This is a genomic window from Pseudomonas sp. 05N36 (genome assembly GCF_056397385.1).
Window position 1 is genome coordinate 21,816 of sequence record NZ_JBFTNH010000025.1, and the last position, 19,143, is coordinate 40,958.

A 19,143-nucleotide genomic window follows, 5' to 3' on the forward strand; every position below is an offset into this window, starting at 1 on the left:
TGGCGCGCATTGTATACCTCATGCTTTGGCGCGCGCACCGTGACTGCGATGATTGGGTCAGGCCCTAGTAGGCCGCTCGATAGATCTTCTCGATATCGGCGGTACTCAGTTTACGCGGGTTGTTGCGCATCAATCGCTCTATTCCCGCGGCCTCCACAGCCATCGCCGGGATTGCATCTTCCGGTATGCCAAGGCTGTGCAGGCCCTGGGGGATTTCCACTGCGGCACAGAGTCGCGCCATCGCCTCGACCGCTTTATCCGCCGCCTCCTCAGCGCTCAACTGCGCCGTTCTCACGCCAAGCGCCTCGGCGATATCCTGCATGCGTTCGATGCACGCCATTTTGTTCCAGGCCATGACATACGGAAGCAGCAAGGCGTTGCTGACACCGTGCGTCACGTTGAAGCGTCCGCCCAGCGGATACGCCAAGGCATGCACCGCGCCGACCCCGGCGTTACCGAACGCCATGCCGGCCATCAGGCTGGCGGTGGCCATGTCTTCACGGGCCTGCAGGTTCGAAGGATTGGTGTAGGCCTTGGGCAATGCCTTGATGATCAGCTTGATAGCGCCGATGGCCAGTGCGTCGGTGATCGGCGAGGCGTTGAGCGACAGGTAGGATTCGACGGCGTGCACCAGCGCATCGACACCACTGGAGGCCGTCACGCTACGCGGGCACGTCAGGGTCATTTGCGGACTGACCAGCGCCACGTCCGGCAACAGATAATCGCTGATGATGCCTTTTTTCAGCTGCGCGACCCTGTCGGACAGTATCGCCACGTTGGTGACTTCCGAACCGGTGCCGGCGGTGGTCGGAATCGCAATCAGCGGCGGGCCTTTGCGCGGCACCTGATCGATACCGAACAAGTCTTCGAGCGCACCGTGGTAACCGGCATAGGCTGCAACACTTTTGGCGATGTCGATGGCGCTGCCGCCGCCGAGTCCGATCAGGCCGTCATGCCCCCCTTCGCGGTAGACGCGCATGCAGTCTTCAACGATGGCGATTTCCGGATCGGGCAATACCCGATCGAAAATCTCGTAGGTGCGTCCACCCAGTTGCGCCAGCGCCAGCTCCACCGTGCCGGACTTGACCAGCGCGGCATCGGTGACGATCAGTGGGTTGTCGACATCCAGACGGGTCAGCTCGTCGGCCAATTGCTCGATGGCGCCTGCACCGGTGAGCAATTTGTGAGCGATTTTGAAAGAGGAAATACTCATGTGCGCAGCCTCTTATGAATAGGGGAGCTGGGCACAATAGTAGCTGGGGATTGGGGTTTGTCTGTTATTGCGCGAGCGAATGAGCAGACGCTCACAGAAATTCACCCTGTGGGAGCGAGCCTGCTCGCGATGACGGCCTGACATTCACTCTTGATGTCGACTGACAATTCGCTATCGCGAGCAGGCTCGCTCCCACAGTTGGTCGAGGCGTAGCGTTAAACCTGTGCGGTACGCAGTTTCTCGCTACGGCCACGCAGCCATTCCAGGGTCAGCAGCAGGAACACCGAGAAGGCGATCAGCAGCGTTGCGGCGGCGGCGATGGTCGGGCTGAGGTTTTCGCGGATGCCGCTGAACATCTGCCGTGGCAATGTCGCCTGTTGAGGGCCGGCAAGGAACAACGTGACCACCACCTCATCGAATGATGTCGCGAAGGCAAACAGCGCCCCGGAAATCACCCCCGGTGCAATCAACGGCAAGGTCACGCGGCGGAACGCCGTCAGTGGCGAAGCCCCCAGGCTGGCAGCCGCACGCACCAGGTTCTGGTTAAAACCTTGCAACGTCGCCGACACGGTAATGATCACGAACGGCACACCCAACACCGCATGCACGACGATCAGCGAGACAAAGCTGTTACCAAACCCCAGCGGAGCGAAAGCCAGGTAGCTGGCCACACCGATGATCACCACCGGCACCACCATCGGCGAAATCACCAGCGCCATCACCAGCGCCTTGCCGGGGAAGTCGCCACGGGTCAGGCCAATCGCCGCCAGCGTGCCGAAGACCATCGCCAGCACCGTCGCCGCCGGGGCGACGATCATGCTGTTCTTCAGCGAACGCATCCATTCGGCCGAGGCGAAGAAGTCCTGGTACCAGTGCAGCGAGAACCCTTGCAGCGGGTAGACCAGAAAACTCCCCGAGTTGAACGACAACGGGATGATCACCAGCACCGGCAGAATCAGGAACAACAGGATCAGCCCGCAGAGAATGCGCAAGCTGTAGAACCACACCCGCTCAATGGGTGACTTATAAGGACTCAGCATTTCGATTCTCCCCTTAGCTCAAGCGCAGGCGGCTCGCGCCCACCAGCCAGCTGTAAATCAGATAGAGCACGACGGTCGCCAACAGCAGCAGCCCACCGAGTGCGGTCGCCATGCCCCAGTTGATGCTGGTGTTGGTGTAGAAGGCGACGAAGTAACTGACCATCTGATCGTTCGGGCTGCCGAGCAGCGCCGGGGTGATGTAGTAACCAATCGCCAGGATGAACACCAACAGGCAACCGGCGCCAACACCGGCATAAGTCTGCGGGAAATACACCCGCCAGAAGCTGGCGAACGGATGGCAACCCAGGGAAATCGCCGCACGCATGTAGGTCGGCGAAATACCTTTCATCACGCTGTAGATCGGCAGAATCATGAACGGCAGCAGGATGTGCACCATCGAGATGTAAACACCGGTGCGGTTGAACACCAGTGCCAGCGGCTTATCGATGATGCCCATGGCCATCAACGCGCTGTTGATCAGCCCGCCCGATTGCAACAAGACAATCCACGCCGCCACCCGCACCAGAATCGAGGTCCAGAACGGCAACAGCACCAGAATCATCAGCAGATTGCTTTGACGTGACGGCAGGTTGGCCAGCAGATACGCCAACGGATAGGCCAGCACCAGGCAGATCGCGGTAATGACCAGGCCCATCCAGAAGGTCCGGGCAAAGATCTCGAGGTAGATCGCCTGATCGGGGGTCGCCGGGGCGATTTCGCCGAGGTCGTCGATCCGGTGGTCGACCGCCGCCAACAGGTAATACGGCGTGATGCTGCTGGTGTTGCGGCGTACCGCTTGCCAGTAGGCCGGGTCGCCCCAACGTTCATCCAGCGCTTCGAGTGCATCTTTATAGGAAGCCGGCTCGGTTTTGAACGGCAGCGCTCGCGCGGTTTTGGTCAGCAGGCTGCGATAGCCGGCCAGTTCCATATTCAGTCGCTTGGACAGATCGCCCAGGCTTTGATTCTTGCGGGCCTCAAGGAGGTCTTCGCTGGCAGCCTTGAAGACCGGATCCGCCGGCAAGCCTCGACCATCCCAGCTCGCAATGGCAGCCACGGTGCGCGGCATCCCGCCGACCACTTCGGGGTTACCGACACTTTTGTAGAGCAGCGCCACGATCGGCACCAGAAACACCAACAACAGAAACAGCACCAACGGCGCGATCAAGGCCTGGGCCTTCCAGCGGTTGACCCGCTCGGCATGCGCAAGGCGCTGCTTCAAGGTGCGATGGGTGCCCTCGTTCAGGGGAACGGCGATGGCCATGGCGAACTCCGAAATTCTTGGATCAATCGTTAATGTGGGAGCGAGCTTTGTGGCGAGCGAGCTTGCTCGCGCTGGGCTGCGAAGCGGCCCCAAAATTCTGTTAACAACCACCAATTTTGTGAGTGCTACGCACTCAAGCGGGAGCAAGCTCCCTCGCCACAACGCTCGCCCTCACAGGAGGGCGAGCCCTCTGCTTACTTCGCAGCCCACGAGTTGAAGCGCTGCTCCAGTTGCTCGCCGTTGTCAGCCCAGAAGCTGACGTCGATCTGCACCTGGTTGGCGATGTTTTCCGGGGTGGTCGGCATGTCTTTCAGAATGTCCTTGGACAACAGCGGTACGGCTTGGGTATTGGCCGGGCCGTAGGCGATGTTTTCCGAGTAGGTTTTCTGCTGTTGCGGCATGACCGAGTACGCGATGAATTTCTTCGCGGCGGCGGCACGGGTTTTATCCAGGCCTTTTGGAATCGCCCAGGCATCGAAGTCGTAGATGCCGCCGTTCCATACCACTTTCAGGTTGCTTTCTTTCTGCACGGCAGCGATCCGGCCGTTGTAGGCCGAGCTCATGACCACGTCACCGGAAGCCAGGTACTGCGGCGGCTGAGCGCCGGCTTCCCACCATTGAATGCTTGGCTTGAGCTCATCGAGCTTCTTGAACGCGCGGTCCTGACCGTCCTTGCTGGCCAGCACTTTGTAGACGTCTTTCGGCGCAACGCCGTCGGCCATCAATGCGAATTCCAGGGTGTACTTGGCGCCTTTACGCAGGCCACGTTTACCCGGGAATTTCTTGGTGTCCCAGAAATCCACCCAACTGGTCGGTGCGCTTGCCAGTTTGTCGGCGTTGTAGGCCAACACGGTCGACCACACGAAGAAGCCCACGCCGCATGGCTGGATGGCACCCTTCACGTAGTCTTCGGACTTGCCGAACAGTGCCGGGTCAAGCGGCTCGAACATGTCTTCGTCGCAACCACGGGACAGTTCTGGCGATTCAACCTCTACCAGATCCCAGGACACGCTCTTGGTGTCGACCATGGCCTTGACCTTGGCCATCTCACCGTTGTATTCACCGGCGACAATCTTGCCGTTGCCCGCGGCTTCCCACGGTGCGTAGAAGGCCTTGACCTGCGCCGCCTTGTTCGCGCCGCCAAATGACACCACGGTCAGGTCGGGGCCGGCCATTGCATGGGCCGCGCCCATCATGCCCAGTGCCAGTGCTGTGAGTTTCAGGGATCTCAACATTTATTGTTCTCTCCACGTGCGGTTGGTGTTGGTGAAGCCGGGGCGATCAGTTCGCCTCTAGAAGTGGGTCGAGCGCGCGAACGTGTTCGACCTGCCAGCCAAGCGGTACTACGTCTCCGACCGCCAGCGCCGGATCGAGCTCGGCGATCGGCTGTTTCACGAAGAAGTCGGTCTTGCCGCAGACTTCCAGGCGAACACGGACGTGGTCGCCCAGATAGATGAATTCCGCCACCCTTCCCGAGAAGCGGTTGACGCACGATTCGCTGGAACCATTGAGGCTCACGCGCTCCGGACGAATGGACAGCGTCACTGGCTCGCCGGTCTTGCCGACATTCACGGCCAGCGCTTCGACCTTTTCACCACGCCCCAGCTCAACCACGCAGCGGTCACCGGTGTGGCTGTGCAAACGGCCGTTGAGACGGTTGTTCTCGCCAATGAAGTTGGCGACGAAGGTATTTTTCGGCTTTTCATAGAGCTCGCGCGGTGGCGCGATCTGCTGGATTTCGCCTTGATGGAAGACCGCCACGCGATCGGACATGGTCAGGGCTTCACCCTGGTCGTGAGTCACGTAGACCACGGTCACGCCGAGGCGCTGGTGCAGGTGCTTGATCTCCATCTGCATGTGTTCACGCAGTTGTTTATCCAGTGCCCCCAGCGGTTCGTCCATCAGCACCAGTTGTGGTTCGAACACCAGCGCCCGGGCCAGCGCCACGCGCTGTTGCTGACCACCGGAAAGCTGTGCCGGATAACGCTGGGCGAACGCTTCAAGCTGAACCATGCTCAGCACGCGCTTGACCCGGTCACTGACGTCACTTTTGTTCAGACCACGGACGGTCAGCGGGAACGCGAGGTTCTCGGCCACCGTCATGTGCGGGAACAAGGCATAGTTCTGGAACACCATGCCGATGTCGCGCTTGTGCGGCGGCACGTTGTTGATCGAACGTCCGGCCAACAGGATTTCGCCGGCGGTCGGCGTTTCGAAACCGGCGAGCATCATCAGACTGGTGGTCTTGCCGGAGCCGGACGGCCCGAGCAAGGTGAGGAATTCGCCTTTGCGAATTTCCAGGTTGAGGTCTTTGACGATCAGGTTCTCGCCGTCGTAGCTCTTTTGCACTCCACGAAAGCTGACCAGAACATCATTCGTTCCAGCGCTTGAATTGACCTCGCTCATACCCGCACCTTTGTATTCTTTATATGTAGGACTGCTGAGGACTAAGCCTAGTGGAGCCTGGAGACCGCGCAAATCGGGACGCAGGAGAGAATCGCCTCAGCCGGATGGAAGGTTGGCTGTAGGGATTCCCCTACAAGGATGGCGGGTTTTGGCATATGCAGCGGCATGCTGTTAGCTGCAAGCCGCAAGAGTCGGCAAAGACGGTCTTGAGAGATGTCGTAAATGGATATGCGTACGCGATCTCTGTGGGAGCGAGCCTGCTCGCGATAGCGGTGGGTCAGTCGACATCGATGCTGAATGACATGCCCTCATCGCGAGCAGGCTCGCTCCCACAGGGTATAGCGGTGTTCTTCAGAGGAGCTTGTGTTCCATCGCGTACTTCACCAGTTCGGCGAGGGAGGTGATGTTGAGTTTCTGCATCAGCCGCGCCTTGTGGGTGCTGATGGTTTTGCTGCTCAACGCCAGTTGCTGGGCGATCTCATTGACGTTGGCGCCCTGGGCCAGGCGCTCGAACACCGAAAACTCGCGCTCCGAGAGCAATGAATGCAGCGGCCGCGAATCCGTCAGGCCGACTTCGAAGACCATTCGGTCCGCCAGTTCCGGATCGATGTAACGCCCACCCGCCGCGACTTTGCGGATCGCCGTCAGCAGCAACGCCGGATCACTGTCCTTGGTGGCATAACCGGCAGCGCCGACCTTCAGTGCACGAGCCGCCATTTGCGCCTCGTCATGCATCGACAGCACCAGGATCGCCGGCGGATTGTTCAGTGCGCGAATCCGTGGAATCGCCTCCAGCCCGTTGACCCCGGGCATGGAGATATCCAGCAACACCACCTCGCAGGGAACGTGGCGCAAGGTCTCGAGCAGTTGCTCACCATTGCTCGCCTCCCCCACCACCAGCAAATCCTTGGCGAGGCCGATCAACTGTTTGATGCCTTCACGGACGATGGTGTGGTCTTCGGCTACCAGTACACGGATCACGTTTTTCTCCATTCTTCTTATTCAGAGCCAAGATCAATCATCAGGCCTCATCCAGCGGCACACACACGCACAGGGTGGTGCCCTCGCCCGGCTCACTCTCCAGCGACAACTGGCCGCCCATGATCAGCACCCGCTCACGCATGCCGACCACCCCAAAGGAAGTCGGCTTACCCTCGGGGGCGACAAAACCTACGCCGTCATCGCTGACCGTCAGGCACAACTCATCGCCTTCCAGCGCCAGTGTCAATTCAACAGTATGCGCCTGTGCATGGCGCATGACATTGGTCAGCGCCTCCTGAAGTATCCGGAACAGGCCGATCGCCTTGGCGTCGCTGAGGGTCGGCAGGTTATCCGGGACTTGCACCAGACACGGGATCTGCGTGCGCGCTTCGAAACGCCGGGCCTGCCACTCGATGGCCGACGCGATCCCGGCGTCGAGAATCGGCGGGCGCAAGGCCGTGGCCACGTCCCGCACCAGCTGGAACAGTTGGGCGATCAGGCGCTTCATGCTGTTGAGACGCTCACTCAAGCCCGGATCGAGTTCGGCGTAGGCCAGTTCGCACATCGAGGTTTCCAGCTTCAGCACCGTCAGCATCTGCCCCAACTCATCGTGGACTTCCCGGGCAATCCGGGCCTTTTCCTCTTCCCGAACGCTTTCCAGGTGCGCAGACAGTTCACGCAACTGCTCGCGGGAGCTCGCCAGCTCCAGCTCGATACGCTTGCTCTCGCTGATATCCCAGACAATCCCGTCCCAGACGAATGCACCATCGTCGAGCCGACGCGTGATGGCCTTGATCTCGGCCCATCGCTCCTCGCCCTGGCGAGTGAGAATCCGGCCTTGCCACGACCAGTCACTGTCGGTGTCCAGTGCGTGATCCTGGGTCTGGTGATAACTCGCCTTGTCATCCGGATGCACCAGACTGCGCAGGCCCATGTCGCGACGGCTCAAGGTTGCCGGTGAATAGCCCACCAGGCTCTCGCTGCCTTCGCTGATGTAGGCAAAATCGATTTGCCCGGTCACCGGTGCCCGCTCAAGGCGAAAGACCAGGCCTGGCACGTTGGCAGCAATCCCCTGCAACCGTGCTTCGCTTTCCTGCAAGGCTGCCAGTGCCCGACGGCGCTCGGTGACGTCGTTGAGGTAAACCACCAGATATTCGCTGTCGCGAAACCGCAGGAAACTCAACGACACGTCGGCCGGGAGAATACTGCCATCGGCGCGCACGCAGTTGGTTTCGAAACTTTGTGGCGCGTCCTCGCTGGCCCGGGCACTCCTCCATAGACTCAACCAACGGTCCATGTGCAACCCGGGCTCGAAGTCGATCAGTGGCCGATCAATGACGCCACCCGGCGCATAACCGAGCATCGCCTCCGCCGCACGGTTGGCGTAACGCACATGACTGTCCCAATTGACCCAGAGGATCCCGACCGTGCTTTGATCAATCGAAAACTGCGTCAGGCGCAGCGCTTCTTCGCTGGCCTCGCGCAGGGCAATGTCTTCGCGGGCCGCCAGTAAACGCTGCTCGAGGGTCTGTTGCTGACGACGCTGCCACAGCACGATGGCCATGCTGCTGAGGAACAACACGGCCAACAACAGGCAAAGGTTTTGCCAGAACCCCGGCGACTCGGCCAGGCGCGGGTATTTGGGTTGCAGCCAGCGCGCGTGCAGTTGCTCAAGGTCCTTGGCCGGGATGACATGCAAGGCACTTTCGACGATGCCGGCCAACTCCGGCCAGTCGCGGCGAGTCGCCACCCGCAGCAATTGCGGCAGGCCGATATCGCCGACCACCACCAACCCGGAGAATTCGGGTTCAGTCGACAAACGGCTGAGTTGGGCTTCATCGACGACGGCGTAGCGGGCCTGTTGAGCCAGCAGCAGTTGCAGGGCCTCACGCTCCATCGGCACGCCTTGCAAGTTGAGATTGCCGTAAGTGTTGCGTAGATAGTCGGCAATCGCACTAGGCATGCGTACAGCGACCCGCGATTGGCTGTCGAGCTTTTCCAGTTCGATAGCGCCGGCGCCCTTCTGCTCGCCGACCACCAGTTGCGGGACACGCATATACGGGTCGCTGAATTGCCACAGACGCAAGCCGGCGGGGGTTTGGATCATGCCCGGCGCGAGATCGACTTCACCTTCGCGCACCGCTTCTTCCAGTTGTGCCACATCAGGAAAGTTGCGCCACGAGAACTCGATATTCAACGAGCGGGCCAGCCACTGCATCAGTTCGATATTGGCTCCGGACAACCGCTGCAAGCGCCGGTCGTACTGTGCAAAAGGCGCTTGCAGCACCACACCCACGCGCAGCTCGTTGTGTTCAGCAAGCCACTGGCGCTGCTCGACGCTCAACGGTGCCCTATGCGCAGGCAACGCCGGTGCCGCCCATGCCATCAAGGGAAGCCAGCAACAGCCGATAACCAACAGGCAGCGAAAACGCATCATCCGAAATCTCACACACTGACAAATACTGACCAACCCATTAGGCTGCCGGGATTACTTCTGGCCTGGAATATCCGATGCCCCCTGTCTACCGCTTGGCACTGCCAGCATTGTGCCTGTCGCTGATCCTGCCTTGTGCCTTTTCAGCTCAGGCTGCCGCCCCGGCATCCGCTGCCGCGGAAAAACCCGCCGAAGTAAAACCGGCCGAACGCCAGCCTCTGCCAGAGCGTAGCCAGGAAGAAGCCGTCGCTCTCGAACGAACGGTTCCCGCGCAAGAGCAACAGTCATTGCAGGCTGGCAGTGACAGCTTTCTCGCGCTGTGGAAACCGGCCAACACCAGCACCCCCAAAGGTGCGGTGATTATCATCCCCGGTGCTGGAGAAACCGCTGACTGGCCTCAAGCGATCAGTCCTTTGCGGCAAAAACTGCCCGATGCCGACTGGGGTAGCCTGAGTCTTACTCTGCCGGACCTGCAAAGCAATGCCCCGCAAGCGCGTGTCGTCAACGTCGCACCCGCGCCGGCCAAAACCGAGGCAGGCAGCAAAGACGCCAGCACCGCGCCCCCCATCGAGCAAGTGGCCGGCGGTGAAGGGGATATCGCCGATCGCGCAGTTGCCGAGACCAGCGAAGAGCAAGCCAAGGCTGACGCCGAGCGGATCTACGCCCGGATCGACGCAGCCATTGCGTTCGCCGAACAACAAAATGCTCACAGCATCGTCTTGCTCGGTCACGGTACGGGGGCTTATTGGGCTGCTCGCTACCTGAGTGAAAAACAGCCATCGCGCATCGAGAAGTTCGTGATGGTTGCCGCACAGACACCCGTGACTGCGAAGCCCGGACTGGCGGAATTGACCACCACCTTGAAGCTGGCGACCTTCGACATCTACTACAAGGACAAGGTGCTGGTGCAGAGCGCTGCCCTGGAGCGTTTGCAGGCCAGCAAACGCCTGAAGGCCTCGACGTTCAGTCAGCTGGCGCTCAAGACGTTGCCGGGTAATAGTGCTGCCGAACAGGAGCAATTGTTCCGCCGTGTGCGCGGTTGGTTGAATCCGCAGAACACCGGGAGTTGATCGGCGGATACAGATTTATCGTCTGACCTATAACTGTGGCGAGGGAGCTTGCTCCCGCTCGACTGCGCAGCCGTCGCAAACTCTGCGCATTGGGTATCCCTGACGGAATGCGGTGGTCGTTTTGGGGCCGCTTCGCGCCCCAGCGGGAGCAAGCTCCCTCGCCACAGGGTTTTCCCTCCATTAGCCGTTAACGAAAATTCCGTCGCTCGCGAATCAACGTATAGGCGCTGTGCAACTCGCGAGTCTTGTCGGTCGCTTCGCGCACCTGGGAAGGTGTCGCCCCCGTGCCGGCAATCTTGTCCGGGTGATGGCGACTGAGCAAACGTCGATACGCACGCTTGATTTGCGACGGCTCGCTGGTGGCAGACACCCCGAGCAGCCGCAACGCCTCCTGATACGCCACCGCGCTGTTAACCAGAGTCTTCTTTTGTGGCTCGTAATCGCTGGCCAGGGCCTGCACCTGCTCCGGCGTCCAGCCCAGCCACTTACCCCACTGCGAAATCAGCTCACGCTCGGCGCTTCCGGCACGCCCGTCGGCCCAGACCATCCGCCAACAGGCGCGCAACACACCTTCGGCGGCATGCGGCTGCGTGCTTAAACGGCGCAGGTAGCCGCGCAAGTGATCATGCCCCGACTTGCCACGATTGAACGCCGCAATTGCACGTTTCTGCGCCGATTCGCTCATGTCCAGCGAACGCATTTCCTGACGCGCCTGGTGGATATGACCATCCACCACCCGGCCATCGCTCTTGGCCAGGCGTCCCAGCAATACAAACAGTAATTCATCGTTACGCAACATCGGCCGACCACCGAGTCGCTCACGCAACTGCCCGAGGCTTTGCAGCTGCAAGCGCCGGTCCAGCGCCTGCCCCAACAATGCACCGAGTATGGCCCCCGGAATGCTGGCTATGGCAAAGCCCGCTCCGGCTCCGATCAGAGTCCCTGGCCACAACATATCAGTAGCTCGCTTCTATCAAGTGTTCAACTTCGGCCAGACGTTCGTGAGTGCCGACATCTACCCAATGCCCCAGCAGGCGCTCGCCGCTCACCTGCCCTTGCGCCATGGCATCGCGCAACAGCGGGGCCAGCTTGAAGGCACCGTCCGCGCACGCAGCGAAGAGCTTCGGATGCAGCACCGCGATGCCACTGTAGGTGAGCGTTTGCGCACCTGGCTGGCCGTCGCGCACCTGGCCGTCGACCAGGCTGAAATCACCGGTCGGGTGGTGCGCCGGGTTATCGGCAAGCACCAGGTGGGCCAGGCCCGCTATAGGTTGACGCAGAGAAGTGAAGTCGTAATCGGTCCAGATATCACCGTTGACCACCACAAAGGCGTCATCCCCCAGGAGCGGCAAGGCGCGGAAGATCCCGCCGCCCGTCTCCAGCGGTTCACCTTCCGGCGAGTACTGGATGCTCAGGCCATAACGCGATCCATCGCCCAGGTAATCTTCGATCTGCTGTCCCAGCCAGGCGTGATTGATCACCACCTCGCTGAAACCTGCCGCCGCCAGCGCTCGCAGGTGGTACTCGATCAGCGGCACTCCGCCAACGCGCACCAGCGGCTTGGGTGTGGTCAGGGTCAGCGGGCGCATGCGCTCGCCTTTACCAGCTGCCAGAATCATTGCCTTCATGCAGTCACTCCGACGGACTGGCGCAGACTGGCCAGCAACACATCCAGTTCCACCAGCTCAGGACGACGAGCAACCACTGCGTCTATATAAGCAAAGAAGCGCGGCACATCGCCGAGGTAACGCGGCTTGCCGTCGCGGTGGCAGATGCGGGCGAAAATGCCGATCACTTTCAGGTGACGCTGCACCCCCATCAGGTCACTGGCACGCAGGAAGTCTTCGAAATCGGGCTGAACCGGAATACCGAGCGCAGCCGCTTGTTGCCAGTAGTCCGCCAGCCAACCGAGCACACGCTCCTCGGGCCAGCTGAGGAAGGCGTCCTTGAACAGGCACGTCACGTCATAAGTCACCGGCCCGTACACCGCGTCCTGGAAATCCAGCACGCCGGGGTTAGGCTCGCTGAGCATCAGGTTGCGTGGCATGTAGTCGCGATGCACCAGCACTTTGGGCTGGGCCAGGGCACTGTCGATCAGTTTGTCACTGACTTGCTGCCAGAGCATTTGCTGCGCCGGATCGAACTCGATGCCCAGCTCGCGCTTCACGTACCACTCCGGGAACAGTTCCAGCTCACGGCGCAACAGTGCCACGTCATAGCTGGGCAGTGGCGCATCCATCGGCAACTGCTGAAAAGCCAGCAACGCTTGCAAGGCATCCTTGAACAAATCGTCGGCATTTTCGCTGTCGATCACATCCAGATAGGTCTTGTTGCCCAGGTCATTGAGCAAAAGAAAACCGCGTTCAAGGTCTTGTGCGTAGATTTTCGGCACGTTAATTCCGGATTTCGCCAGTAAAAAGGCGATATCCACGAACGGTTTACAGTTTTCCTGGGGCGGCGGAGCATCCATCACGACGAAGCTTCTACCGTCACCTTCCCAACGGAAATAACGGCGGAAACTCGCGTCGCTACTGGCCGCAGTCAACGTGGCCGGGGGCACGGCACCCCATCCTTGCGCGGCAAACAGCGGTGCCAATTGCTCATCAAGCCAAACTTTCAGGTGTTGCAGGCGTACATCTTGGTCAGGCATTACAAGGGTCTCCGACGGCGCTAGCCGTCAAGCGGGTCATGCTTTATTATCCAGCATCTTTTTCAGACCATCGAGAGGCGTGCGGCCCACACCGCGGGCAGATGGCACGCAGGAAGCCCGGACTAATAAGATGGCATTGAAATCCCCCGCGTTTCGTAAAAAATTTCCGTTGTTGGTTACCGGCAGTTTGCTGGCCCTGCAACCTCTAGCCACTTCGTTCGTGGTCGCCGCGGAACAGTATGACTGCTCAGTCTCTGCTTCGGGTTCCTGGGACTGCGCGCCAAAAGCCAACGCAGCCCAATTACCACCGCGCCCTGTACATGAGGGTAGCGCGGTCAGTTCGGGCAACGAGTCAACAGCCGAGAGCAGCACTGCAGGTGGCGAAACCGCCAACAAGCCTGTGCTGGTCACCGAAGCCAAGGGCCGCGCCCTGAAGTCGCGTAGCGCCGACTACAGTCACCTCGACTGGGTCCCGCGTGAGAAGCTCACCGCTGCCCAATTGGCCGAAACAGGTCCTTATTGCTCTGGTTCCTATATCGAACCAATTCGTCCTGGCATGAATGACACGACGAATAAAAGTGACGCCCCGACGTTTATCGGCGCCAAAGCCTCCCGCTACCAGCAGGAAGAACAGGTGGCGACCCTCGCCGGTGACGTGGTCATGCGTCAGGGCAGCATGCAGATCGAGTCCGATGAGGCCAGCCTGCATCAAGCCGAAAACCGTGGCGAGCTGAGTGGTAACGTTCGCGTGCGCGACAACGGTGCACTGATCGTCGGCGACCACGCTGACGTGCAGCTCGATACCGGTGAAGCCCAGGTCGACAACGCCGAATACGTGATGCACAAATCCCGTGTCCGCGGCAGCGCGCTGTATGCGAAACGCGCCGAGAACGCGATCATCCGCCTCAAGGATGGTACGTACACCACGTGTGAACCGAACAGCAACGCCTGGCAGCTCAAGGGCAACAACATCACCTTGAACCCGGCGACCGGCTTCGGTACCGGGACCAACGTGACGCTGCGGGTCAAGGACATTCCGGTGTTCTACACACCGTATATCTATTTCCCGATCGATGACCGTCGCCAGTCCGGCTTCCTGCCGCCAAGCTTCGGCACCAGCACCAAAACCGGCTTCATGCTGGTCACACCGTATTACTTCAACCTGGCACCGAACTACGATGCCACGTTGTATCCGCGCTACATGAGCAAGCGCGGCCTGTTGATGGAAAGCGAGTTCCGCTACCTGACCAAGTCCAGCGAAGGTCAGTTCGGCGCCTCGTACCTCAACGATGACGACACCGAACGCAGCAAGCAGACCGACTACGAAAAAACCCGCTACCTGCTCAACTGGCAGCACAAGGGCGGGCTGGATTCGCGGGTAATGACCGAGGTCGACTACACCAAAATCAGCGACCCGTATTACTTCCAGGATCTGCAAAGCGATCAGATAGGTGTTCAAAGCCGCGACTTCGTGAATCAGCAAGGTGCGGTCACCTACCGGGGCGATACCTACTCCGCCCGCGTGAACGCACAGGCATATCAGCTGGCAACGATCTCCAACATTACGCCCTACAACCGCCTGCCGCAGATCACCTTCAATGGTTTCCTGCCGCAACATCCTGGCGGCCTGGACATGACCTACAACACCGAACTGGTGCGATTTGACCGGAACCTGAGAACCGGCAACTTCACTGACGAAAATGGTATCCAGTCACCTTTCCTGGATACCAACGTTCAAGGCCTGGCACGTGCCACCGGTGATCGCCTGAACCTCGCACCGGCAATCAGCCTGCCGATGAACTGGACTTACGGTTTCCTGAAGCCGTCGCTCAAGTATCAGTACACCCAATATGACCTGGACCTCGACGGTACCGGCAAGAGCCAGATCGCTGCGCAAGGCGCGGATGCGGATCGCCTGAATGGCACCTACAGTCGCAATCAGAGTCGCGGTGTTCCAATCGCGAGTATCGACAGCGGCCTGTACTTCGACCGTAACACCCAATGGTTCGGCAAGAACTACCGCCAGACTCTGGAACCTCGTCTGTACTACCTTTATGTACCCGAGAAAGACCAGTCTGATATCCCGGTATTCGACACCAGCGAAAGCACGTTCAACTACGCCTCGCTGTTCCGCGACAACCGCTTCACCGGCTCCGACCGTGTCGGCGACGAAAACAAACTGTCGCTGGGCGTAACCAACCGCTGGATCGAAGACAACGGTTTCGAACGTCAACGCATCAGCGTTGGCCAGGCCATGTACTTCAAGGACCGCGAAGTCCAGTTGCCGGGTATCGATGCAAAAACCCGCGCCGATGCGCACTCCAACGTCTCGCCGTACGCCCTGGAGTACGAATATCGCTGGAACCGCGATTGGCGTACCACGGCTGACTACAACTGGGACCCGGACAGCCGCAAACCCCGCTCGGGCAGCGCGATGTTCCACTACCAGCCGGAAGACAATCCGAACAAGGTCATCAACGCCGGTTATCGCTATCGCAATGACCAGGTCCGTTATGACCAGACCACTGGTAAGTGGGCAGTGGGTGGCGGCGACTATGGCACCCCTGGCACGCCTGGTTTCGTGAAGGATTACTACAAGATCAAACAGCACGACTTCTCGGTGATCTGGCCAATCGTGCCGCAATGGAATGCCATCAGTCGCTGGCAGTACGATTACAACCGCAATCGGACCCTGGAAGCCTTCGGTGGTTTCGAGTACGACAACTGCTGCTGGAAACTGCGCCTGATCAACCGTTACTGGGTTTCATATGACGAGTTCAGTCAAGAAGCTCCGCAAAACGAAAAAGGCGACCATGGCCTCTTCCTCCAAATTGTTCTGAAAGGTCTCGGTGGCGTTACTGGCGCCAAGGTAGAGAGCTTCCTCGACAAAGGCATTCAAGGTTATCGTGAACGTGAAGACCAAGCTTTCTGATTGTCTGCGCCCGCTGATGCTGGGCGCGCTGTTCCTGGGTACCGCGGCTAGCGCCGCGGTACAGTCCATCGACAAAGTGGTCGCTATCGTCGACAACGACGTGATCATGCAGAGCCAGCTGGACCAGCGGGTTCATGAAGTTCAGCAAACCATCGCCAAGCGCGGCGGCGGAACACCGCCAGTCAGCGCGCTGGAACAACAGGTGCTCGAACGCCTGATCGTCGAAAACCTGCAGCTGCAGATTGGCGAGCGTTCCGGCATCCGCATTACCGATGAAGAACTGAACCAGGCCGTTGGCACCATTGCCCAGCGCAACAACATGACGGTGGATCAGTTCCGTGCGGCACTGACTCACGATGGCCTGTCTTACAACGACGCCCGTGACCAGATCCGTCGCGAGATGATCATCAGCCGCGTCCGTCAGCGTCGTGTGGCCGAACGAATTCAGGTGTCCGAACAGGAAGTGAAAAACTTCCTCGCCTCCGACCTGGGCAAAGTGCAACTCTCTGAAGAACTGCACCTGGCCAACATCCTGATCCCGACCCCGGAAAGCGCCAATTCGGAAGCGATCCAGACCGCTGCGCGTCAGGCCATGGAGATTTATCAACAACTCAAGCAGGGTGCTGATTTCTCTCAACTGGCCATCGCCAAATCCGCAAGCGACAACGCACTGGAAGGCGGCGACATGGGCTGGCGTAAAGCCGCTCAACTGCCACCTCCGTTCGACCGCGAGCTGAGCGCGATGTCAGTGGGTGAAGTCACCCAACCGGCACGTACACCGGGCGGTTTCATCATCCTCAAAGTGCTGGAAAAACGCGGCGGCGGCAATCAGGTGCGTGACGAAGTACACGTTCGCCACATTCTGGTCAAACCAAGCCCGATCCGCGACGAAGAAAAAACCAAGGCTCTGGCTCAATCGCTCTACACCCGTATTTCTGCGGGCGAAGACTTCGCTGAACTGGCGAAAAGCTACTCGGAAGACCCGGGTTCTGCCCTTAACGGCGGCGACCTCAACTGGATCGACCCGAACGCGCTGGTACCGGAATTCCGCGAAGTCATGGCCAAGACTCAACAAGGTCAGCTGTCCAAGCCGTTCAAGACTCAATATGGCTGGCACGTTCTGGAAGTCCTTGGCCGCCGCGCCACCGACAGCACCAGCCAGGCGCGTGAACAGCAGGCCATGACCGTACTGCGTAACCGCAAATACGACGAAGAGCTGCAAACCTGGTTGCGTCAGATCCGTGACGAAGCCTACGTTGAAATCAAGCTCCCTGGCGTCGACCAGGCGGCGAAGTGAGCCCCAAGCGTTTCGCGCTGACACCCGGCGAGCCGGCCGGCATAGGTCCCGACCTGTGCCTGCTACTCGCCTCGCAAGCCCAGCCACATCCCCTGATTGCCATTACCAGCCGCGACCTGCTCCTTGAGCGGGCCGCGCAGCTGGGCGTGGTTGTCGATTTGCTGCCGGTAACACCGGACAACTGGCCGGACGTTCCCGCTCCGGCCAACAGCCTGTATGTCTGGGATACGCAGCTCAGCGCACCGGTTACCGCCGGACAACTGGACAAGGCCAATGCCGCCTTTGTCCTGGAAACCCTGACCCGCGCAGGCGTTGGCTGCCTGGACGGGCACTTCGCCGGAATGATCACCGCCCCTGTGCACAAGGGCGTGATCAATGAGTCGGGCATTGCCTTCTCCGGCCACACCGAGTTCCTCGCAGACCTGACTCACACCCCCCAAGTGGTGATGATGCTTGCCACCCGCGGTTTACGGGTCGCGCTGGTTACCACGCACCTGCCGTTACGGGAGATTGCCGACGCAATCACCCCTGAACGCCTGGAGCGGGTCACACGGATTCTGCACACCGACCTGCAACAAAAGTTCGGCATCGCCCAGCCGCGCATCCTCGTTTGCGGGCTCAACCCGCATGCCGGCGAAGGCGGACACCTGGGCCACGAAGAAATCGACATCATTGAACCAACCCTGGAGCGTCTGCGCACCGAAGGCATGGACCTGCGCGGTCCCCTGCCCGCCGACACTCTGTTTACCCCCAAATATCTGGAGCACTGCGACGCGGTGCTGGCGATGTACCACGACCAGGGCCTGCCCGTGCTGAAATACAAAGGCTTCGGCGCGGCAGTCAACGTGACCCTCGGCTTGCCGATCATCCGCACCTCAGTCGACCACGGCACCGCCCTGGACCTGGCTGGCAGCGGAAAAATCGACACCGGCAGCCTGCAAGTCGCCCTGGAAACCGCCTACCAGATGGCCGAGACCCGTTTATGACCGAGCATTACCAACACCGGGCGCGCAAGCGTTTCGGCCAGAACTTCCTGCACGATGCCGGCGTTATCGACCGCATCCTGCGCTCCATACACGCCAAAGCAGAAGACCGCCTGCTGGAAATCGGCCCGGGCCAGGGGGCGCTCACCGAAGGCCTGCTCAACAGCGGTGCCCAACTGGACGTGGTTGAACTGGACAAGGACCTGATCCCGATCCTCAACCAGCAATTTGCCGGCAAGGACAATTTCCATCTGCACCAGGGCGATGCGCTGAAGTTCGACTTCAACAGCCTGAATGCCGCCCCCAACAGTCTGCGCGTCGTCGGTAACCTGCCATACAACATCTCCACGCCGCTGATTTTCCACCTGTTGAACAACGCAGGCATCATCCGCGACATGCACTTCATGCTGCAAAAGGAAGTGGTCGAGCGTCTGGCCGCGGGTCCTGGCGGTGGCGATTGGGGCCGTCTGTCGATCATGGTTCAGTACCACTGCCGGGTCGAACACCTGTTCAACGTCGGCCCTGGCGCCTTCAACCCGCCACCAAAAGTCGACTCGGCGATCGTCCGCCTGGTACCGCACGCCGTGCTGCCGCACCCGGCCAAAGATCATCGTTTGCTGGAGCGCGTCGTTCGCGAAGCCTTCAACCAGCGCCGCAAAACCCTGCGCAACACCCTCAAGGCCCTGCTGAGCAATGCTGAAATCGAAGCCGCCGGCGTCGATGGCAGCCTGCGCCCGGAGCAGCTCGATCTGGCGGCCTTCGTTCGTCTGGCTGACAAGCTCAGCGAACAAGTCGTCGAGCAGCCTGCCGACATCTGACAGGCCGGAAGCGTTATCGGGTAGGACACCAGCCTTCCAGTCTGGTTTACTACCCGGT

At 60.2% G+C, this 19,143-nt stretch carries 15 protein-coding genes; 5 read left to right on the forward strand and 10 right to left on the reverse strand.

From position 1 onward, the window contains the following. Positions 1 to 64: 64 nt before the first annotated feature. The 7 genes from AC1DIH_RS25075 to AC1DIH_RS25105 form a co-directional block, all read right to left on the reverse strand. On the reverse strand, positions 65 to 1,213 hold the full coding sequence (locus tag AC1DIH_RS25075) for an iron-containing alcohol dehydrogenase (protein WP_477773670.1): 1,149 nt from the start codon (positions 1,211 to 1,213) through the stop codon (positions 65 to 67). 215 nt (positions 1,214 to 1,428) lie between these two features. Beyond that, on the reverse strand, positions 1,429 to 2,253 hold the full coding sequence (locus tag AC1DIH_RS25080) for an ABC transporter permease (protein WP_477773671.1): 825 nt from the start codon (positions 2,251 to 2,253) through the stop codon (positions 1,429 to 1,431). 13 nt (positions 2,254 to 2,266) lie between these two features. Further along, positions 2,267 to 3,514 (reverse strand): ABC transporter permease, encoded by a 1,248-nt coding sequence (locus AC1DIH_RS25085; RefSeq protein ID WP_477773672.1) that lies wholly within the window; start codon positions 3,512 to 3,514, stop codon positions 2,267 to 2,269. 194 nt (positions 3,515 to 3,708) lie between these two features. Continuing rightward, positions 3,709 to 4,749 (reverse strand): ABC transporter substrate-binding protein, encoded by a 1,041-nt coding sequence (locus AC1DIH_RS25090; protein WP_477773673.1) that lies wholly within the window; start codon positions 4,747 to 4,749, stop codon positions 3,709 to 3,711. A gap of 46 nt (positions 4,750 to 4,795) precedes the next feature. Continuing rightward, on the reverse strand, positions 4,796 to 5,920 hold the full coding sequence (locus tag AC1DIH_RS25095; protein WP_477773674.1) for an ABC transporter ATP-binding protein: 1,125 nt from the start codon (positions 5,918 to 5,920) through the stop codon (positions 4,796 to 4,798). Between the two features lie 351 nt (positions 5,921 to 6,271). Then, positions 6,272 to 6,901 carry a response regulator gene (locus AC1DIH_RS25100; protein ID WP_017341106.1) on the reverse strand — a complete coding sequence of 210 codons (630 nt, stop codon included), beginning with the start codon at positions 6,899 to 6,901 and terminating at the stop codon, positions 6,272 to 6,274. Positions 6,902 to 6,941: 40 nt separating this feature from the next. After that, the gene (locus AC1DIH_RS25105) at positions 6,942 to 9,338 is read right to left on the reverse strand and encodes a PAS domain-containing sensor histidine kinase (RefSeq protein WP_477773675.1); all 2,397 of its coding nucleotides are present in this window, start codon (positions 9,336 to 9,338) and stop codon (positions 6,942 to 6,944) included. Between the two features lie 74 nt (positions 9,339 to 9,412). Between AC1DIH_RS25105 and AC1DIH_RS25110 the strand changes: the two genes are divergently transcribed. Beyond that, positions 9,413 to 10,405 (forward strand): alpha/beta hydrolase family protein, encoded by a 993-nt coding sequence (locus AC1DIH_RS25110; protein WP_477773676.1) that lies wholly within the window; start codon positions 9,413 to 9,415, stop codon positions 10,403 to 10,405. Positions 10,406 to 10,592: 187 nt separating this feature from the next. Here AC1DIH_RS25110 and AC1DIH_RS25115 read toward each other — a convergent pair whose 3' ends face one another. From AC1DIH_RS25115 to AC1DIH_RS25125, 3 genes are read right to left on the reverse strand one after another with little or no spacing between them, the layout of a single operon-like run. Continuing rightward, a complete protein-coding gene (locus tag AC1DIH_RS25115) occupies positions 10,593 to 11,360 on the reverse strand; it encodes a TerB family tellurite resistance protein (protein WP_477773677.1) in 768 nt (255 codons plus the stop codon). A gap of 1 nt (position 11,361) precedes the next feature. Next, positions 11,362 to 12,033, reverse strand: a complete 672-nt coding sequence (gene murU / locus AC1DIH_RS25120; protein WP_477773678.1) for an N-acetylmuramate alpha-1-phosphate uridylyltransferase MurU — start codon at positions 12,031 to 12,033, stop codon at positions 11,362 to 11,364. Next, positions 12,030 to 13,055, reverse strand: a complete 1,026-nt coding sequence (locus AC1DIH_RS25125) for an aminoglycoside phosphotransferase family protein (protein WP_477773679.1) — start codon at positions 13,053 to 13,055, stop codon at positions 12,030 to 12,032. Before AC1DIH_RS25125 ends, murU begins: the two co-directional genes overlap by 4 nt. 130 nt (positions 13,056 to 13,185) lie before the next feature. Between AC1DIH_RS25125 and AC1DIH_RS25130 the strand changes: the two genes are divergently transcribed. The 4 genes from AC1DIH_RS25130 to rsmA are packed head-to-tail and all read left to right on the forward strand — an operon-like array spanning position 13,186 to position 19,085. Continuing rightward, positions 13,186 to 15,987 (forward strand): LPS-assembly protein LptD, encoded by a 2,802-nt coding sequence (locus AC1DIH_RS25130; protein WP_477773680.1) that lies wholly within the window; start codon positions 13,186 to 13,188, stop codon positions 15,985 to 15,987. Continuing rightward, positions 15,962 to 17,284, forward strand: coding sequence for a peptidylprolyl isomerase SurA (gene surA, locus AC1DIH_RS25135; protein ID WP_477773681.1), 1,323 nt, complete (start codon positions 15,962 to 15,964; stop codon positions 17,282 to 17,284). The genes AC1DIH_RS25130 and surA overlap by 26 nt, the downstream gene beginning before the upstream one ends. Next, the gene (pdxA, locus tag AC1DIH_RS25140) at positions 17,281 to 18,270 is read left to right on the forward strand and encodes a 4-hydroxythreonine-4-phosphate dehydrogenase PdxA (protein ID WP_477773682.1); all 990 of its coding nucleotides are present in this window, start codon (positions 17,281 to 17,283) and stop codon (positions 18,268 to 18,270) included. Before surA ends, pdxA begins: the two co-directional genes overlap by 4 nt. Then, positions 18,267 to 19,085, forward strand: coding sequence for a 16S rRNA (adenine(1518)-N(6)/adenine(1519)-N(6))-dimethyltransferase RsmA (gene rsmA / locus AC1DIH_RS25145; protein WP_477773683.1), 819 nt, complete (start codon positions 18,267 to 18,269; stop codon positions 19,083 to 19,085). The genes pdxA and rsmA overlap by 4 nt, the downstream gene beginning before the upstream one ends. Positions 19,086 to 19,143: the final 58 nt, after the last annotated feature.